The organism is Algoriphagus aquaeductus (assembly GCF_003253485.1).
In the GTDB taxonomy this organism is placed as follows: Bacteria; Bacteroidota; Bacteroidia; order Cytophagales; family Cyclobacteriaceae; genus Algoriphagus; species Algoriphagus aquaeductus.
Genome location: NZ_QKTX01000002.1, coordinates 210,477 through 227,576 on the forward strand (window position 1 = coordinate 210,477; position 17,100 = coordinate 227,576).

The 17,100-nt window shown below is 41.0% G+C and carries 18 protein-coding genes, 2 tRNA genes and 1 pseudogene; 11 read left to right on the plus strand and 10 right to left on the minus strand.

The annotated features are described in order from the left end of the window. Nucleotides 1-147 precede the first annotated feature (147 nt). Nucleotides 148-909: a hypothetical protein gene (locus CLV31_RS03270; RefSeq protein WP_111391659.1), complete on the plus strand. Its 762-nt coding sequence runs from the start codon at nucleotides 148-150 to the stop codon at nucleotides 907-909. A gap of 148 nt (nucleotides 910-1,057) precedes the next feature. After that, the gene (locus CLV31_RS03275; RefSeq protein WP_111391660.1) at nucleotides 1,058-1,525 is read left to right on the plus strand and encodes a pyrophosphohydrolase domain-containing protein; all 468 of its coding nucleotides are present in this window, start codon (nucleotides 1,058-1,060) and stop codon (nucleotides 1,523-1,525) included. A 95-nt stretch (nucleotides 1,526-1,620) separates the two neighbouring features. On the opposite strand, the gene CLV31_RS03280 is transcribed toward CLV31_RS03275, so the two are convergent. The 4 genes from CLV31_RS03280 to mutS form a co-directional block, all read right to left on the minus strand. Continuing rightward, a tRNA-Leu gene (locus CLV31_RS03280) sits at nucleotides 1,621-1,705 on the minus strand. 83 nt (nucleotides 1,706-1,788) lie between these two features. Further along, a tRNA-Gly gene (locus tag CLV31_RS03285) sits at nucleotides 1,789-1,861 on the minus strand. Nucleotides 1,862-1,990: 129 nt separating this feature from the next. Further along, nucleotides 1,991-2,788, minus strand: coding sequence for a LuxR C-terminal-related transcriptional regulator (locus CLV31_RS03290; RefSeq protein ID WP_111391449.1), 798 nt, complete (start codon nucleotides 2,786-2,788; stop codon nucleotides 1,991-1,993). A 61-nt stretch (nucleotides 2,789-2,849) separates the two neighbouring features. Beyond that, on the minus strand, nucleotides 2,850-5,453 hold the full coding sequence (mutS, locus tag CLV31_RS03295) for a DNA mismatch repair protein MutS (RefSeq protein ID WP_111391450.1): 2,604 nt from the start codon (nucleotides 5,451-5,453) through the stop codon (nucleotides 2,850-2,852). A 79-nt stretch (nucleotides 5,454-5,532) separates the two neighbouring features. Here mutS and CLV31_RS03300 point away from each other — a divergent pair, with 79 nt between their 5' ends. Then, the gene (locus CLV31_RS03300) at nucleotides 5,533-6,066 is read left to right on the plus strand and encodes an RNA methyltransferase (protein WP_111391451.1); all 534 of its coding nucleotides are present in this window, start codon (nucleotides 5,533-5,535) and stop codon (nucleotides 6,064-6,066) included. Nucleotides 6,067-6,107: 41 nt separating this feature from the next. Here the strand turns inward: CLV31_RS03300 and CLV31_RS03305 are convergent. From CLV31_RS03305 to CLV31_RS03330, 6 genes and pseudogenes are all read right to left on the minus strand, one after another. Next, nucleotides 6,108-6,482 (minus strand): annotated as a pseudogene (locus CLV31_RS03305) (GxxExxY protein). A gap of 255 nt (nucleotides 6,483-6,737) precedes the next feature. Further along, nucleotides 6,738-7,196 (minus strand): PaaI family thioesterase, encoded by a 459-nt coding sequence (locus CLV31_RS03310; RefSeq protein WP_111391452.1) that lies wholly within the window; start codon nucleotides 7,194-7,196, stop codon nucleotides 6,738-6,740. After that, nucleotides 7,196-7,783 (minus strand): hypothetical protein, encoded by a 588-nt coding sequence (locus tag CLV31_RS03315; protein WP_111391453.1) that lies wholly within the window; start codon nucleotides 7,781-7,783, stop codon nucleotides 7,196-7,198. Before CLV31_RS03315 ends, CLV31_RS03310 begins: the two co-directional genes overlap by 1 nt. Before the next feature lie 52 nt (nucleotides 7,784-7,835). Then, nucleotides 7,836-8,594: an SDR family NAD(P)-dependent oxidoreductase gene (locus CLV31_RS03320; protein WP_111391454.1), complete on the minus strand. Its 759-nt coding sequence runs from the start codon at nucleotides 8,592-8,594 to the stop codon at nucleotides 7,836-7,838. Between the two features lie 13 nt (nucleotides 8,595-8,607). Beyond that, nucleotides 8,608-9,147 carry a YfiT family bacillithiol transferase gene (locus tag CLV31_RS03325; protein ID WP_111391455.1) on the minus strand — a complete coding sequence of 180 codons (540 nt, stop codon included), beginning with the start codon at nucleotides 9,145-9,147 and terminating at the stop codon, nucleotides 8,608-8,610. A 9-nt stretch (nucleotides 9,148-9,156) separates the two neighbouring features. Continuing rightward, a complete protein-coding gene (locus CLV31_RS03330) occupies nucleotides 9,157-9,852 on the minus strand; it encodes a ComF family protein (RefSeq protein WP_111391456.1) in 696 nt (231 codons plus the stop codon). 81 nt (nucleotides 9,853-9,933) lie between these two features. Here CLV31_RS03330 and CLV31_RS03335 point away from each other — a divergent pair, with 81 nt between their 5' ends. The 8 genes from CLV31_RS03335 (at nucleotide 9,934) to CLV31_RS03370 (ending at nucleotide 16,880) form a co-directional block, all read left to right on the plus strand. After that, nucleotides 9,934-10,278, plus strand: coding sequence for a carboxymuconolactone decarboxylase family protein (locus CLV31_RS03335; RefSeq protein WP_111391457.1), 345 nt, complete (start codon nucleotides 9,934-9,936; stop codon nucleotides 10,276-10,278). A 5-nt stretch (nucleotides 10,279-10,283) separates the two neighbouring features. After that, a complete protein-coding gene (locus CLV31_RS03340) occupies nucleotides 10,284-10,643 on the plus strand; it encodes a hypothetical protein (RefSeq protein WP_111391458.1) in 360 nt (119 codons plus the stop codon). A gap of 91 nt (nucleotides 10,644-10,734) precedes the next feature. Beyond that, a complete protein-coding gene (locus CLV31_RS03345) occupies nucleotides 10,735-11,496 on the plus strand; it encodes an exodeoxyribonuclease III (protein ID WP_111391459.1) in 762 nt (253 codons plus the stop codon). Between the two features lie 40 nt (nucleotides 11,497-11,536). Continuing rightward, nucleotides 11,537-11,938 (plus strand): ATP-binding protein, encoded by a 402-nt coding sequence (locus tag CLV31_RS03350; protein WP_111391460.1) that lies wholly within the window; start codon nucleotides 11,537-11,539, stop codon nucleotides 11,936-11,938. Between the two features lie 3 nt (nucleotides 11,939-11,941). Further along, entirely contained in the window at nucleotides 11,942-12,367 is a 426-nt protein-coding gene (ybeY, locus tag CLV31_RS03355; protein ID WP_111391461.1) for an rRNA maturation RNase YbeY, read from the plus strand. 76 nt (nucleotides 12,368-12,443) lie between these two features. After that, nucleotides 12,444-14,309, plus strand: a complete 1,866-nt coding sequence (mnmG, locus tag CLV31_RS03360; RefSeq protein WP_111391661.1) for a tRNA uridine-5-carboxymethylaminomethyl(34) synthesis enzyme MnmG — start codon at nucleotides 12,444-12,446, stop codon at nucleotides 14,307-14,309. 151 nt (nucleotides 14,310-14,460) lie between these two features. Further along, nucleotides 14,461-15,204 (plus strand): class I SAM-dependent methyltransferase, encoded by a 744-nt coding sequence (locus CLV31_RS03365; RefSeq protein WP_245943309.1) that lies wholly within the window; start codon nucleotides 14,461-14,463, stop codon nucleotides 15,202-15,204. Further along, a complete protein-coding gene (locus CLV31_RS03370) occupies nucleotides 15,201-16,880 on the plus strand; it encodes an Ig-like domain-containing domain (protein WP_245943310.1) in 1,680 nt (559 codons plus the stop codon). The genes CLV31_RS03365 and CLV31_RS03370 overlap by 4 nt, the downstream gene beginning before the upstream one ends. The last annotated feature ends 220 nt before the right edge of the window (nucleotides 16,881-17,100 follow it).

The window sequence follows — 17,100 nt, forward strand, 5'->3', positions numbered from 1 at the left end:
CTCTCCTCTTTTTTTGAGGTAAAAAACTTGCCTTTGGAATAAGTCTTCTCATTTCCATTTAGCTATCGCACGCTATTATCACCCGGCACATTCAACTTTTTTGGCAACGGGCTTGAAATGCTAAAGGAAACCAAACTTAAACTTAACATGAAAAAAACAGTTGTTTTAGCCCTATCCTTGTGCCTGGCATGGACCTTTACTTCCTGCAATGTAAGTGATGAACCACAAAACACCGATCCGCAGACCCAATCCAAACTAAGCGCGACTGCATCCGGATCCTCTTCAGGAAGTGCCGAAAATGCAAGAATTATTGTAAGTGGGTTTGCAGTCAATCAGCTTACAGTGGGCACCCAGAATGTAGAAATGAAATATTACGCCAAAGCTGATTTGCTGGCAGGAATCAATCTTGGAAATCTGCAACTGAAGTCAAACGTAAGTACGGGACTTCAAACCTCATCATCGTCCCAAAAATCTACAGTATTAATTGCATCTGGGGAATCGAGATTGGCTGTCATCGGAGAAGGGGGAACACCTGAAGGTAACTATCGGGAAGTCAGTTTTCAACTTTTCAAAAATACAAGCGCCAACAGCAATGACCCAATGCACCAGAAGTCACTTTTGATCACTGGGGAAATCAACGGTAAACTGACTACCATTTGGACCGAAAGGGAAAGTACTCTCAGAGCCGTTTCCGAATCAAGTACCGGAGTGGAAGTGGATGGAAATTCAGAACTGGTGCTCAATTTTGATCTAAGAAAACTATTTGAAGGGGTGAATTTTGCAACCGCACTGGATGCCAATGGCGACGGTAGAATCGAAATCGGTCCAAACAGTCCTGATGGAAACGCCGCAATTTTCAGTAGAATTGAGAGCAATCTTTCCTCTTCCGTGATTCTTCAGAAACGATAATTCCAATCCACACATGATTAACCAAGCCGATCAGGAAACAGATCGGCTTTTTTTGTTTTTTCTGTCTCATCAAGTAATTCTGTCAACGATTTTTCATTTATCAGATCAATTTGACTTATTTCAGGACTCAATCTCCAAAAGTAGTTCCATGCAAGATCCTAAGTCACTCACTTCAGTTGCTCTTTTTCATCAAACCTTTAAGCATCCGGTACTTCCCGAGCCTACAATTCCATCAGAAACGCGCTGTAATCTTCGTCTTTCCCTTTTATCCGAGGAATTGAAAGAGTTGGAAGAAGCCATCGAAAACAAAGATCTGGTGGAGATAGCCGATGCACTTTGTGATCTTCAGTACGTGCTTTCCGGTGCAATCTTGGAATTTGGCTTAGGAGAAAAATTCAAAGCGCTCTTTGATGAAGTGCAGCGCTCCAATATGAGCAAGGCATGCAAAACTGAGGCAGAAGCCAAGGCAACAGTAAAACACTATGAAGACAAAGGCACGCCTTGCTTTTATGAAAAAGAAGGAGATCTGTTTTTGGTGTTTAGAGAAGGAGATCACAAGACGCTGAAATCCGTGAATTACTCTCCGGCAGATTTGAAGGGGATATTGGAGAAATAAGCCGATAAACAACATTGAAAAACCGGTCGGAATCCTCTGATCGGTTTATTTTTTTGCCTAAATACAAAAAGCCCCGCATTTATGCGAGGCTTCTGTACCAGGAGCGGGAATCGAACCCGCACGGCCGATATGGCCACAAGATTTTAAGTCTTGCGTGTCTACCTATTCCACCATCCCGGCTTGCTCTACCTTTTCGTAGAGATTTCAGTCATCAAATCTACTATGTCCTGAAATGAAAAAGCCCTTTTGCAAGGGCTTTTTTGAGCGAGAGACGAGATTCGAACTCGCGACCCCGACCTTGGCAAGGTCGTGCTCTACCAACTGAGCTACTCTCGCATTAAAATTGGCAATGACCGTTGTCAAAGCGAATTGTGGATGCAAAGGTAAGGCGGTAAAATATTTTTGCAAGACGTCTGGCAAGAATTTTTTCGAGCTTTTACTTATTTTTTTCTTTCCTCCTGATTTTCAGAAGTCATAGGAAGCCAAAATTTTCACCATTTCACCCACATTTCTTGCTCCCAGCTTTCGAAGAATATTCTTTCGGTGGGTTCCAACCGTATTTATTGAAATATTTAAAATTTCAGAGATCTCTTTGGACTCTTTTCCTTGAAGGATCAAATCAACAATTTCTCTCTCTTTTCCGGTTAGATTGACTTCCTTATCTGTCGGTGAGTTTTTACTTACAAATATTTTCGTTCCATCATCTTTTGTGAAAGAATAGTTCCAGTCATATCCCTTCTGTTTGGGGGGAGTGAATAGCTGAATGATGATGTGCAGGTCCATGATAAAATTACCTGCAGAATCAATCACATATGGTCTTACTTTGGCAGTAACCCAGGTTATTTCTTCAGTTTTTCGGTGTACCCACCGAGTAGTATATGAAAATTGGAAGGTATGCCTTTCTGAAATGGTCAAGGAATGGAAGGCCTCAAAGACAATCTTCTGAAAATTAAACAACTCCGGACGGTCATCAGGATGAATCATCGCAAAAGATGTCTCCATCCCTTTGTTTCGGAACATCGATGCAGGATAACCCGAAAGTTTTTCCACATTTCCTGCAAAAAATGCCAAATTCAAATTACGGTAATCAAAGCAGGCAATGAGAAGCTCCTCTTGCATACCGATTGTATTGCTTAGAGCCAATAAATCCTCTTTAAGCTTTTGTTCATCAATTTCACCCTGAAACTCCTGCTCCTTCCAATTTTTAAAGAACTTGGTATACCTATCCTGCTTTTTAAGGTCTTTTAGCAATACCTTATCCATAGAAAAGTGTCATTTGTGTTAAGTATTAGTTACTTCAAGTTATAAATAAAAAAGAGAATATTTACTCCATTTTCTTTTTGATCTCATGCAGTTTCAATAAAGCCTCAATTGGTGAAATCGTATTGATATCAAGTTCATCAATAAGCTTCTTAGCTTCAGTCAGTTTTGGATCCATTTCAAAAAGACTCAATTGGAAATTGTTCTTGGGTACGGTTTTGAAAGTTTCCTTTTTTTCTTTCAGTGCTTTGTCTTTTTCAAGATGACTCATGATTTCAGCCGCCCTCAAAACTACCGGATTGGGCATTCCTGCCATTTGAGCCACATGAATACCAAAGCTGTGCTCACTTCCGCCCTCTTTCAATTTCCTCATAAAAATGACTTTATTCCCCACTTCTTTGACCGCTACATTGAAGTTTTTGATCCTAGGAAAGTCACTTGCTAATTGATTCAACTCATGATAATGGGTGGCGAAGAGCGTTTTGGCCTTAAAGTTTGGATGGCTGTGGAGAAATTCGACAATGGACCATGCGATGGAAATCCCGTCATAAGTAGAAGTGCCACGGCCAATCTCATCCATCAACACCAAGCTTCGATCGGAGAGATTATTAAGGATACTTGCAGTCTCAGTCATTTCCACCATAAAGGTAGATTCCCCCTTGGAAAGGTTATCGGAAGCACCGACCCGGGTGAAAACCTTGTCGATGATTCCCACTCTGGCAAATGAAGCCGGAACAAAGCTACCCATCTGTGCCATCAGTACAATAAGAGCCGTTTGTCTCAATAAAGCTGATTTACCGGCCATATTGGGACCTGTAATAATCATGATCTGCTGACTGTCATGATCGAGATAAATGTCATTAGGGACGTAATGCTCTCCCATGGGAAGTTGCTTTTCGATCACCGGATGACGCCCATCCTTGATCTCTAGGGTCTCGGTATCGGAGATCTTGGGTCGGTTATACCCGTTGCTTAGAGCCACTTTTGCAAAAGAGAGCAAGGCATCCAAAGTGCCCAAAACTCTTGCATTTTGCTGGATTTGGGTGATGTATTGCGCGGCCTCCTGAACCAATTCTTGGAAATACCTCTGCTCCAAAGCAATCATCCGCTCTTCGGCATTGAGGATTTTCTCTTCATATTCTTTGAGCTCGGGAGTGATGTAGCGCTCTGCGTTGACCAAAGTCTGCTTTCTGATCCACTCCGCAGGGACTTTATCCTTGTGAGCATGGGTCACTTCAAGATAATAGCCGAAGACCTTATTATAGGAGATTTTAAGGGAGGAAATCCCCGTATTCTGAACCTCACGCTGCTGGATTTGAACCAGAAAATCCTTGCCTTTATTTGCCAACCCTCTGTATTCATCGAGCTCAGTATCAACCCCATCTTTAATCACTCCTCCCTGATGCACTAACATCGGCGCATCTTCCTGAAGCTCCCGTTCAATTTTTTCCAGCAAAAATTCACAGGGATGAATCTGATCTGAAAGCCGTTTCAGCGTTGGATTGGACTGATTTTTCAGCAATTCCTTGATCGGGAGCGTGGATTTCAGTGCCCGCTTGATCTGATTCATTTCCCGGGGATTAGCTCTGCCGACCACAACTTTGGAAATCAATCGCTCCAAGTCACCGATATGACGGAGCGGGCTCAAAATTTCCTCAATGAATGAGGAATTTTGATAAAAAAAGTCCACCACATTCAGTCGTTCCTCGATGGGCTGCTTTTCCTTCAGGGGAAGTACCATCCACTTTTTCATCATTCGGGAACCCATCGGAGTGACGGTCTGATCAAGGATTTGGATCAAGGGAACTCCTCCTTCATGTTGAGGATAGACTAGCTCGAGATTGCGTATGGTAAATTTGTCGAGCCACACATATTTTTCTTCTGCAATTCTGGAAATCGAAGATATATGCTGTACCTCGCGGTGTTCGGTCTCTTCGAGGTAGTAAAGGATTGCCCCGGCAGCAATGATTCCGGACTCCAATTCCTCAATACCAAATCCTTTCAAATTGGCCGTTCCGAAATGGGTTTTGAGTTTTTCGTAGGTAAAATCAAACTGATACACCCAATCTTCACAGTGAAAGGTAATGAAATCATTCTTGATCAGTTCGGCAGCCGTTTTCTTGGCAGCTTTGGAGAAAATAAGTTCAGAAGGGGCAAAACTTTGTAATAGCTTTTCGAGGTAGGCCGCATTTCCCTCCGCACACATAAATTCCCCCGTGGACACATCCAAGAAAGCGATTCCGTGCTTTTCCTTTCCAAAATGAATCGAGGCGAGGTAGTTGTTTTTCCGGGTATCGAGTACCTGATCATTGTAGGAAAGACCCGGTGTAACCAGTTCGGTAACTCCTCTTTTGACAATTCCTTTGACCATTTTGGGGTCCTCGAGTTGATCACAAATGGCCACACGATTTCCGGCGCGGACAAGCTTAGGGAGATAATTATCCAGGGAATGATGGGGAAAACCGGCCAATTCTATATGTGAGGCGGCCCCATTGGCCCTTTTGGTAAGGACAATATCCAACACTCTGCTCGCAACTACGGCATCCTCACCAAACGTCTCATAAAAATCACCTACCCGAAAAAGCAACAAGGCGCCCGGATGCTTGGCCTTGATGGCGTTGTACTGCTTCATCAGAGGGGTTTCTTGTCCGTCTTTGGATTTGCTCATGGGTAAAATGGAATTGTCGTACTTTTGGAATCAGGAATAAGGCCTGAAAATAGCCGATTAGGGTAGGAGATCAAAAAAGATGAAGAAATTAAGCATGGACGAACTTGACAGAATGTCTGTTGAGGAATTTAAAAAAACCGAAAAATCCCCGATTGTTCTTGTGCTGGACAATGTTCGGAGCTTGAACAACGTTGGTTCGGCTTTTAGGACATCAGATGCCTTCAAGATCGAGAAAATCTACCTCTGTGGCATCACCGGCACTCCTCCCCACCGGGATATACAAAAGACAGCTCTCGGTGCCACGGAATCCGTAGAGTGGGAATATTGCCTCAATACGTTGGAAGCCATAGAAAAACTAAAGGCTGATGAATATCAGATCTGCGCTTTAGAACAGGTAGACCGATCTATCATGCTCCATGATTTTGCTCCAGAAAAAGGGAAGAAATATGCTTTGGTATTCGGAAATGAAGTTTTTGGCGTGGAAGAAGAAGTCCTCCAAAACTGCGATACCGTCCTGGAAATCCCGCAGCTAGGCACGAAACATTCGCTGAATATTTCTGTCAGTCTGGGAATCGCCGTGTGGGACTTGATGGTGAAACTGGAAGGATTTTAATTACCACAGATGCACAGATAATTTTTAAAAGTCTGATTAAACTACAACGTTATCCTTTTAAATGTCAGCTTTGGCTCTCCAAAATTCACGATAAGAGCCACCTGATTTTTGGAAACCTTCAAATAATTGATGGCTTGAGCTACGTGTTCATCATGTATTCCATTCACGCCTTTCACCTCCAAAATAATTTTTTCAAAGAAGATAAAGTCAGCAAAAAACCGATGGGGTAATTGGATCCCTTTATAATTCACTGGGTACTCTTTTTCTCTTTCATATGGAATTTAGTTTCTCTTGAATTCAAATTCTAGTGCATCCTTGTAAACAATCTCTAAAAATCCATGACCCAAATTATTATGAACTTCCATACAGAGTCCCACTATCTTATAGGTTTCTATTTTAAAAGGAAAATTTTCCATAAAAATCTGTTATTGTGATATTTATAAAAAAGTAAGGTACTAAAATCAAGCAAAAATTCCGAAGTACGACTAATCAATTATTTGCTATTCATGGCATCTCATTTTCTGCAACTGGAATTTAAATGCACTTAAATACAATTTTTAAAAAGCGGTATCTCTATCACTTGGAAGAATCTGATTTCAAAAGAAATTTTTACATAAAAATCTGTGAATCTGTGGCTTTTTAAAAAATAAAACCGTGGCTTCTCTGCTTTATCAATAACCTAAATCCGCCAGTTTCACGTGTGTCTTAATTAAATTGGAACTGGCTTTGGCTACGATTTTACCAGTTTCTTTTCGGATAATAGCTTCCCAATGATTCAAATTGGATCCCGAGCGAACTAACTTTGCTGTGACTTCGAGCTTTTCGCCGATCTGAGCAGCAGAGAGGAAATCCACATTCAGATTGATACTGGTCATCAGATACTCCGAACCAGCCACAAAATTCCCCATACCGATCACATCGTCCAGCATCAGCGAAGCAATACCACCATGGAGAATTCTCCCGGGATTACACATCTCAGGACGCACGGTGTATTGAACCTTGATATGATGATGATCCACCTCCAAAAGAATTCCGCTAAGCCAGTTGCCGGCAGCTGAGGGAGTATGATTGAGTGTTTTTCCGATTTGAGATTTAAAAAATTCAAGTTGAGGGGTAGCTGATTTTTCCACTAGTTATCGGATTGATTAAGTAGCCGAAAATAGTCCTCCATGACGGTTTTCAAAACGTCTTTTTCTTTTTCATCTGACCACAAGGGAAATCTCTTGCCAGAAATTGCTAGTTCAAATTCATAACTTGCTTCAATCCAGGGCTTTATTTTATACACCAAATCCAGGTGATCTTGATTATTTCCATTTGAAAACTCCACCGAATCAATAATATCAGTCGATTTCGCAAAGATTTTTACCGGATAATCCGAATTCAACAATTCAAAATAGACATATGCCTCGTCTTTGATCGGGTTGTGGATAATGAGAGGAAAGAATGTCGGGTTTTCCTCCTCCACTTTTCTTTTTCCATGACGAAAAAGCGTCATACCTGCATCTTTCCTCAGCTCTCGATCGTAGGATAAGCCTCGAACATTCAAAAAATACAAACGATCTGCGTCAGCTACCCGAAAGGTTCGATTTTGTCCCGTGTTATCAGCTCGATAGGAGTTGAAAAAGGAAAAAACCAACACTAATCCCAAAGAGGAGAAAATGAAGATTTTCAAAATTTTGATCAGCTCAGGAGTGAGTACCGGATCTCTCGCAGGCATGGCAATGGATTTAGCTGTATAACCGGGAAGAAAGAGAGAGGTTTTTGGAAGCTTACCTCACATAAGATCCTGCGTTCATATCAATAGAGGTTCCCGTAGCATGATCCGCCAAGCCCGAGCAGAGTAACGTGACCATCGGAGCGATGTCCTCAGGCAGGGTCAGTTCTTTCAGCGCAATGTCTTTGAGTGCAAAGTCTTCCCCATATTCAGCCAAAATATCGTTGGCCATGTCTGTTCGCGTAAACCCAGGAGCAATCAGGAAAGCTTTGATTCCGATTTTCCCATAATGCCTTGCTATCGAGCGGGTTAAGCTCACTAATGCGCCTTTGGAAGCGGCGTATGCCAAATAATCCGGAGTGTCTCCCCGAAAAGCCGCTCTGGAAGAAATCATCACAATTCGGCCATTTTCCTGGGGCTTTGCCTGATCGATAAATTCCTTGCTGAGAATCCCGACAGCGGTAGCATTGACCGCCATGACTTTTTCCCAGATTTGGAGCCATTCTCCGGTGGGCAAGGTATCCGGTGCCATGGGGGAGATGCCGGCATTATTGACCAAAGCAGTCAATGGCCCGTATTTTCCCACCAAGCGGGGAATGAAACCCACCACTTCAGCAGATTGGGAAAGGTCACAAGCCTCGATATGTGCTGGATTATTGAGTTGGCTTAGAAGAGTTTCTGCCTCAGATTTATTGGAATTGTAATGGATGATGACCTCGGCACCTGAATCCGAAAGCTGTCTTGCGATGGCTCTGCCGATTCCACGTGATGCTCCAGTGACGAGAATTCGTTGATTTTTCAGGGAAATATTCATGGTTTATCAAAACTCATCGGTCAAAATTTCTCAATGCCAGATGCTGTACATGGGCAAGGTGATGGGTAGAATGCCAGGCGTACATCAACGTAACCTCATCTAAAGATTGGGAGCGCTGTTTTTCTGGATGAAAAAAAGTCTTCTGAAAATCTCCCGGTTTCATTGCCTCCAAAATAGTTACCCACTTGAGATGGATTGCCTTGATTATAGCCAAAGAAGGTTCAATTGGCAATTTAGAATCCGGAAGCTTTGCCCATTCGGCTTCTTCGTAAGGTTTAATAGTTGGGTTATCTTCCGTCAAGGCAAGTTTGAAGCGAATAAATGCATTCATATGACTGTCTGCACAATGATGGATCAATTGTCGTACGGTCCAGCCTCCCGGGCGATAAGGGGTATCGAGCTGCTCCGGAGAAAACGAACTAACCGCAGTAAAAATCAGACTAGGAAAACTCCTTAGCGTCTGAATGGCATTTCCAATCGATACGGAATCGATGGTTTCAGGGAGATTAAATTTTCCGACAGGATATTTGAGAAATTCGATGTCTATGCTCATGGTCTTGGATTATTGTCCACCTGCAGCGATGGTAGCCAAATCTACATGTTTTGCCCCATAGGCCAAAAGGACATTTGCACAGGCACAAAGTGTGGCTCCAGTGGTAATCACATCATCCACCACGAGAATACGCAGTCCGCTGACATTCTCCGATTCTTTTAAATCAAATACCTCATCCACATTTTCCAATCGCTGAAGTCTCGATTTTTTGGTCTGGGTCTCAGTGAATTTTTTCCGCTCCAGCAGTTCTTTGGCGGGAATTTTCAAAGATTGAGAAAGGCCATAGGCAAACCTTTCACTTTGATTATATCCTCTTCTCTTTTGCTTCAAAGGATGTAACGGTACGGGAATGATGATATCCCATTCTCCTTCGTATCCATTTTGAGCTAGCGTGATTCCATATAGCCTTCCCATTTCCTCTCCGATCTCTGGCTTATTCCGATATTTCAGCAAATGAAGGAGTTTTTGGCTTTTTCCTTTTTTAGTAAACCGGATAAAAGCCATGGCCCGATTTACCGGCATCAATCCTTGAAGTTTGGCGGTCAACTCATTGTCAAAAGCACGAAGGTGAAAATTGGCCCTCGGAAGTGTACCTTGACAAATTGTACAGAGGCATGGTTCGAAATCAAAGAGGCTTTTGCCGCAAAGAGGACAATTGCGGGGGAAGATCAGGTCCAAAAAATCTTTCCAGAAAAATAAACGCATGGGTAAAAAGTGTTGTTGTACCTCCTTAGGGTAGAATAAGCCTTATATTTACCCTTTGGACTGAATTTAATTCTTAAGTTAATGAATCTGATAGAGGAATTCAACGAGTACCGCGCCAAAATGAACGAGCGCATCCTGTCTGAGGACAACAAAGTGATCAAACGCTTTTTCAATTTGGACACCAATACCTATGCAGAAGGGGAGTTGGACGTGAAAACCAAAGAAATGATCGGATTGGCCTGCTCCATGGTGCTAAGGTGTGATGATTGTATCAAGTACCACTTGGGAAAATCATTTGAGGCTGGAGTTGGGAGAAAAGAAGTTTTCGAGGTCTTTTCCATTGCGATGATTATTGGAGGATCTATTGTCATCCCACATTTAAGAAGAGCCGTAGAATATTGGGAAGAACTTGAAAATCAAGGATAAAGACTATGTTTAAGCGGGATTTGGATCTTGAAAAACGTTGGTCAAAACTACTGGACGGGCTCAAGGATACCATTGGTAAAAAACCCAATGATCTAAATGGCGTACTCTTCTTGATAGGTGTCCAAGAATTAGGTCAGGGAACGCGCACCTTTTCCAAAGAGCAAAAACAGGACTTGATGCACATTGCCGTTTGTAAGGTCCTGAGCTATGCCGGATTTTACGAGTTAGACCACGTCGATCAAGAAGGCTGGCCACATTGGAGACTTGTGAAAGAATTGCCACATTTTGACTTGTTGGAACAAGAAAAATTGCTCAAACTCCAAGTCTTGGAATACTTCGAAAAAGAGTACCAAATTGAAATCTAAATGAAATCGAGCATTCTACATATGCTGAAGGAACACAGAAAAATGATCCATGCGAGATTCCATCTGACCAATAAAAATCGATTATAACCACATGAAGTTAATCTCATATAATGTCAATGGAATCCGCTCAGCCATGAACAAGGGTTTTGTGGATTGGCTAAAGGAAGAAAATCCAGATATCATTGGATTACAGGAAATTAAAGCTCAAGAAAAGGATATTGATGCGAGCATTTTCCAAGATTTGGGATATGAATTGTATTGGTTTCCAGCCGTGAAGAAAGGTTACAGTGGTGTAGCTATTTTCACCAAGATCAAACCCAAAGCCGTGAAATATGGCATTGGGCTCAACAAATACGATGATGAAGGACGAATGATACAGGCCGATTTTGAAGGTTTCTCGTTTATCTCATCTTATTTTCCCTCTGGGACCACAGGAGATGTGCGTCAGGATTTCAAATATGAATTTCTGGATGACATCTATGGATACATGCAAGACCTGAGAAAAGAAAACCCCACACTAATACTGAGTGGGGATTACAATATTTGCCACAAGCCAATAGACATCCACAATCCTGTCTCCAATAAAAACTCTTCCGGTTTCCTACCCGAAGAACGGGCCTGGATGGACAAGTTTACCGAATCAGGATTTATTGACACATTCAGACATTTCAACCCAGAACCTCATCAATATACCTGGTGGAGTTTCAGGGCAAATTCAAGGGCGAAAAATCTGGGTTGGCGTATAGATTACCACATGGCAACCAAGGAATTGCAAAACAAACTGAAAAGTGCAGTAATTTTGCCGAACATCAAACACTCGGATCACTGTCCGATTGTTTTGGAGATTGAGTAAGAAAAAGACAATTAATTACACCTCATAGATTATTTCTCTGATGAAGTCTATAAAAATTTCAATTCCTTCTCTGATAGAGAACATTAAGATTATCGAAAGTTTCATTGACAATGCTAAAGAAAACTTCGAGATCAATGATGATATCTATGGGAATATTATGATTTCGGTGACGGAATGCATCAGTAATGCAATCATTCACGGAAATCAAAATGATAGAACTAAGCTGGTTCATTTGGAACTCCGGATGGAAGATGATCAGCTGAAATTTATCATAGAAGACGAAGGAGAGGGGTTTGATCTTGCGCTTTTACCGGATCCAACCGAACCTGAAAATATAGAAAAGCCTGGAGGTAGAGGGATTTTCCTAATCCGACACCTGAGTGATGAGGTAAAGTTTGAAGAAGGAGGAAAAAAAACCATTCTCTCTTTTTACATGGACTAAGACATGGCGATTAATTTCTTTACCGAAGACATCAAATTTGATTTGCAGCAAAAGCAAAAAAGAAAAAACTGGTTGAAACAACTTGCTCTATCCGAGAAATACAAAGTAGGCGAACTGAATTACATCTTTTGTTCCGACGAATACCTCTATCAGATCAACGTGGACTACCTCAACCATCACACATACACAGACATCATTACTTTCGATAATTCAGAAGAAGACTCAGTAATCGAAGGAGATATATTCATTAGCATCGATCGGGTAAAAGAAAATGCACAAAAACTTAAGCAAGAAGAATCTTCTGAATTAAGCAGAGTAATTTCTCACGGTCTGTTCCATTTGATGGGTTACAAAGACAAGACTAAGTCGGAAGCGGAAATGATGCGGAGCAAAGAATCCTTTGCAATAGAATTATTCGAAACCTTATAAACGTTTCACGTGAAACAGTGAAAAACCAGGATTTGGTTTACACATGTTTCACGTGAAACATCAAAACATAAAAATCATGTTTCCAAAATATGATGTGATCGTAGTTGGAGCCGGACATGCGGGCTGTGAAGCTGCACATGCAGCAGCAAAAATGGGTTCAAAGGTACTATTGTGTACCATGAACATGAATACCATTGCACAAATGTCTTGCAATCCAGCTATGGGTGGAGTGGCTAAAGGACAAATAGTGCGTGAAATTGATGCATTAGGAGGTATGTCCGGAATTATTTCTGACAAATCCATGATTCAGTTTCGGATGCTAAACCGATCCAAAGGTCCAGCCATGTGGTCTCCAAGAACACAAAACGATCGGATGAGATTCGCCGAGGAATGGAGGCTTGCACTTGAACAAACACCCAATGTAGACTTTTGGCAGGAAATGATCAGTGGACTCTTGGTGAAGGACGGAAGAGTAAGAGGAGTAAAAACTGGAATAGGAATAGAAATCGAATCTGAATCTGTAGTATTGACCAATGGAACATTCCTAAATGGAATCATTCATATTGGAGAAAAACAGTTTGGGGGTGGAAGGACAGGAGAGTCAGCAGCGAAAGGAATCACCGAGCAACTGGTTCAGCTTGGCTTTGAAGCAGGCCGAATGAAAACCGGAACTCCTCCAAGAGTGGATGGAAGAAGTCTGGATTACTCAAAAATGGAAGAACAACTTGGAGATGAAAATCCTGAAAAGTTTTCCTATTTAGACCAAACACAGCCACTCCAAACTCAAAAAAGTTGCTGGATAACTTATACCAATAAAGAAGTTCATCAAACGTTAGAAACAGGATTTGATAGGTCTCCGATGTTTAATGGTCGAATTCAAGGACTCGGACCTAGATATTGTCCAAGTATTGAGGATAAAATCAATCGGTTTGCAGAGAGGGAAAGGCATCAAATCTTCGTAGAACCCGAGGGCTGGAATACAGTTGAAATTTACGTAAATGGGTTTTCCACTTCGCTTCCTGAAGACGTACAATACAAAGCATTGAGACAAATTCCAGGGTTCGAGAATGCAAAAATGTTTCGCCCTGGATATGCCATCGAATATGATTTCTTTCCGCCCACGCAACTCAAACTAACCCTTGAGACCCATCAAATAGAAAACCTATACTTTGCCGGTCAGATCAATGGTACCACCGGTTATGAAGAAGCAGCGTGTCAGGGATTGATGGCCGGAATCAATGCAAGTCTCAAGGTTCAGGACAAAGATCCATTGGTTTTACAGAGATCTCAAGCATACATTGGTGTATTAATCGACGATCTGATCAATAAAGGGACCGAAGAACCCTACCGGATGTTTACCTCGAGAGCAGAATTCAGGCTTTTGCTTAGACAGGACAATGCGGATTTGAGATTAACAGATATAGGCCGCAAAATCGGTTTGGCAGACGAAGAAAGGCATCAAAAGATGTTGAATAAAAAATCTGAAACAGCTAAACTGATCAATGACCTAAAGCAAAAACGATTTGCACCAGAGGAAATCAATCAAGGATTGACAGAAATTGAAACAGCTACAATCACTGAAAAGATAAGTGCAGAGAAACTTCTCAAGCGTCCTCAAGTGGGAATGGAGCAATTGAAAACAATACATGCTGACTTAAAAACCTATCTTGAAAAATATTCCAAAGAAGTACTTGAACAAGCGGAAGTACAAATCAAATATGATAGCTACCTAGACAAGGAAAAACAAATGGTAGAAAAACTGTCAAACATGGAGAATTTCAGAATACCTCCTAAGTTTGATTATTTAGCGATTACAGCACTTTCCAATGAAGCAAGACAGAAACTCAATAAGATCCGCCCTGAAACTATGGGACAAGCTTCGAGAATAAGTGGTGTTTCACCGGCCGATTTATCCATATTGACTGTCTATTTAGGAAGATAAAATGCCCGAAAGATTAACCAAATGCCCACTCTGTAAAAGTGGGCATTTTCTTAACCACATAGAACTTACGGATTTCGCAGTGAGTCAAGAATCATTTCTCCTTTCAAAATGCAAGGATTGCCAACTACTGTTTACCAATCCAAGACCAACAATGGAGGAAATAGCTCCCTACTATGATTTTGCCGAATACTATTCCCATCAGGATAAATCCCAAAACCTTACCCAGTGGATATACCAACTAGTCAGAAACTACAGCATCTCCAAAAAAGTAGATCTGATTGGGAAATTTATAGAAGAAGGAAAACTATTGGATTATGGCTGCGGAACAGGTGAGTTTTTGATGGAAGCAAAGATCAATCTCTGGAAAGTCAGCGGTATAGAGCCCAATGACAAAGCCAGATCCAAAGCAAACCAAAAACTTGGAGACAGAGTACTGGCTTCAATTGATGAGCTAAAGAAAGAAAGCACCTATGATGTCATTACCCTTTTCCATGTTTTGGAGCACATTCATGATTTAAGAAAAACCACCAAAAAACTATTAAATCATTTAAAATCAAATGGTTACATTATCATAGCAGTACCAAATCATCAATCCTGGGACGGAAAATACTACGGAAAACATTGGGCTGGTTGGGACGTACCCAGACATCTCTACCACTTTGATATGAACACGATGGAGAGATTTACAGAAGAATTCGATCTGAATCTGATAGAAATCAAACCCATGTATTTTGATGCATATTACGTTAGTCTCCTGTCCGAAAAATATAAAAATCAAAAAGCAGGACTACTACCAACCTACCTAAGAGCCTTTAAAAACGGTTGGAAATCAAACGCAAATGCCGAAAAACCAGGAACCTATTCCAGCAACATATTTATATTTCAAAAAAAGTGATTTCATTACGGAAAATAATTTTTGCATTAACACTTTTAATTCTGCTTGGATCCTGTGCTAAACAGAGTTCTCCGACAGGAGGTCCAAGAGATGAGACTCCTCCCACACTTTTAGAGTCAGATCCTAAAGATCAATCGCTCAACACTAAACCTGAGCAAATCAAACTGACATTTGACGAATATGTCGCTTTAGAAAACGCTTCTAAAGGAGTCGTGATTACGCCAAGAATCAATAAGGACCAAGTCGAATTTTCTTCCATCAAAAACAGCATAATAGTCAAGCTTAACCAGGAATTGGAAGACAGCACAACCTATGTATTTGACTTTCAAAAAGCAGTGGTGGATCTCTCAGAGAAGAATCCTGCAGAAAATCTTAAAATCGTATTCTCTACAGGTAATTCAATAGACAGCTTAAACTTCTCAGGAAAAATCAATTTCTACTACCCGGAGAATAAAGAAGACTATAAAAATGTATTGGTTGGATTGTATCCTGTCAATGATACTACGGATGTTTTCACCGCTCCTCCCTATTACCTGAGTCAAGTAGATACAGCTGGCAATTTCAAAATTACCAATATAAAAAACGGATCATATAGAGGATATGCCTGGAGAGATGCCAATGGAAGTTTGAAAGCAGAATTTAAGTCAGAGGATCACGACTTTATTCTAGATACTATAGATATCAATTCAAATGTGGAAAACGTGCAATTCAACCTTTCAAAAGCCGATTTGACACCCATCAGAATCCTTCGTTCTTCAGGATTCGGACAAAATTTTGACCTTATTTTGAACAGAAATCCCATCCAAACCACAGTTAAAAATGAGGAACTTGGACAAGAATACTTTTATGTGAATTCAGATAAACGAATCAGAATCTATCCCAAATCCCCAAAAACAGACAGCATTCCATTTCAATTAAGTCTTTTAGACTCGGTTGGGTTTACGAAAGACACCACTATTTGGGCGAAGTTTCAAGCCTCCGAAAGAAGACCCGAAAAACTCGAAATCACACCCAACTCTGGTAAAAACTTCTTTCAAAACCTGGACGTTGAATTGAAATTCAATAAGCCCGTTACCTCAATCAAATTGGATTCGCTGTATATCCAATACGATTCAGCAGCATTTATTCCTATAAGGAGCGAGATGATGTTCTTCACGGATTCAAGCAGGAGAGACCTGCTAAATATCAGAGTGGCCATTCCAGATTCATTACAAAAAGAAATATTCACACTAAAAGCCTCTGATTCTACTTTCACAGATATCGAAGGACAGCTCAATGAAAAGCCTGTTTCAGCCAACTACAGAAAATTAAAGAGAGAAGGGCTCGCAGACGAAATTAAAGGAAATATAGAAGGTTCAAAACCACCTTATATTGTACAACTGATTGACAGCAAAGGTGAAGTAGTGAATGAACTTTTCATTGAAAGGGGTAATCAGTTTTCCTTTAAACTGATAGAACCGGGAACGTTCAAACTCCGGGTAATTGAAGATACTAACGGCAATAAACGATGGGATCCATCCAATTTTACCCAGAAAAGACAAGCTGAACGAGTCTTTTATTTTGTAGGAGAGGAAAACAAAAAGGAAATTATCGTCAGAGGTGGATGGACATTGGAAGACCAAAATATCAAAGCAACACCACCAACAGGAATAAAAAGAACTGTGGAAAACCCATAAATAGCTGTGTAAAACTGAGGAATAAATGTTTCAATTTGACAGCTTATCCACTGAACCAAGCCAACTCATTGCCGAAAAGAAAATTATCGGGGATAACCCCATAATTATCCACCATGCCCAACAAAGTTTTCAACAGCGAATTTACCCCCATATACTATTCAAGCATTCATCCACAGAAAATTTGAATCGAAAGTAACTTCAACAGATCCAGTAACTTGAA

What these genes read in the sequence shown, in the direction of transcription:
- CLV31_RS03335 (WP_111391457.1), top strand. Translation starts at nt 9,934, where the DNA reads ATGAATCTGATAGAGGAATTCAACGAGTACCGCGCCAAAATGAACGAG.
- CLV31_RS03365 (WP_245943309.1), top strand. Translation starts at nt 14,461, where the DNA reads ATGGAGGAAATAGCTCCCTACTATGATTTTGCCGAATACTATTCCCAT.
- CLV31_RS03340 (WP_111391458.1), top strand. Translation starts at nt 10,284, where the DNA reads ATGTTTAAGCGGGATTTGGATCTTGAAAAACGTTGGTCAAAACTACTG.
- CLV31_RS03320 (WP_111391454.1), bottom strand. Translation starts at nt 8,594, where the DNA reads ATGAATATTTCCCTGAAAAATCAACGAATTCTCGTCACTGGAGCATCA.
- CLV31_RS03275 (WP_111391660.1), top strand. Translation starts at nt 1,058, where the DNA reads ATGCAAGATCCTAAGTCACTCACTTCAGTTGCTCTTTTTCATCAAACC.
- ybeY (WP_111391461.1), top strand. Translation starts at nt 11,942, where the DNA reads ATGGCGATTAATTTCTTTACCGAAGACATCAAATTTGATTTGCAGCAA.
- CLV31_RS03300 (WP_111391451.1), top strand. Translation starts at nt 5,533, where the DNA reads ATGAAGAAATTAAGCATGGACGAACTTGACAGAATGTCTGTTGAGGAA.
- mnmG (WP_111391661.1), top strand. Translation starts at nt 12,444, where the DNA reads ATGTTTCCAAAATATGATGTGATCGTAGTTGGAGCCGGACATGCGGGC.
- CLV31_RS03290 (WP_111391449.1), bottom strand. Translation starts at nt 2,788, where the DNA reads ATGGATAAGGTATTGCTAAAAGACCTTAAAAAGCAGGATAGGTATACC.
- CLV31_RS03270 (WP_111391659.1), top strand. Translation starts at nt 148, where the DNA reads ATGAAAAAAACAGTTGTTTTAGCCCTATCCTTGTGCCTGGCATGGACC.
- CLV31_RS03350 (WP_111391460.1), top strand. Translation starts at nt 11,537, where the DNA reads ATGAAGTCTATAAAAATTTCAATTCCTTCTCTGATAGAGAACATTAAG.
- CLV31_RS03345 (WP_111391459.1), top strand. Translation starts at nt 10,735, where the DNA reads ATGAAGTTAATCTCATATAATGTCAATGGAATCCGCTCAGCCATGAAC.
- CLV31_RS03330 (WP_111391456.1), bottom strand. Translation starts at nt 9,852, where the DNA reads ATGCGTTTATTTTTCTGGAAAGATTTTTTGGACCTGATCTTCCCCCGC.
- CLV31_RS03315 (WP_111391453.1), bottom strand. Translation starts at nt 7,783, where the DNA reads ATGCCTGCGAGAGATCCGGTACTCACTCCTGAGCTGATCAAAATTTTG.
- mutS (WP_111391450.1), bottom strand. Translation starts at nt 5,453, where the DNA reads ATGAGCAAATCCAAAGACGGACAAGAAACCCCTCTGATGAAGCAGTAC.
- CLV31_RS03325 (WP_111391455.1), bottom strand. Translation starts at nt 9,147, where the DNA reads ATGAGCATAGACATCGAATTTCTCAAATATCCTGTCGGAAAATTTAAT.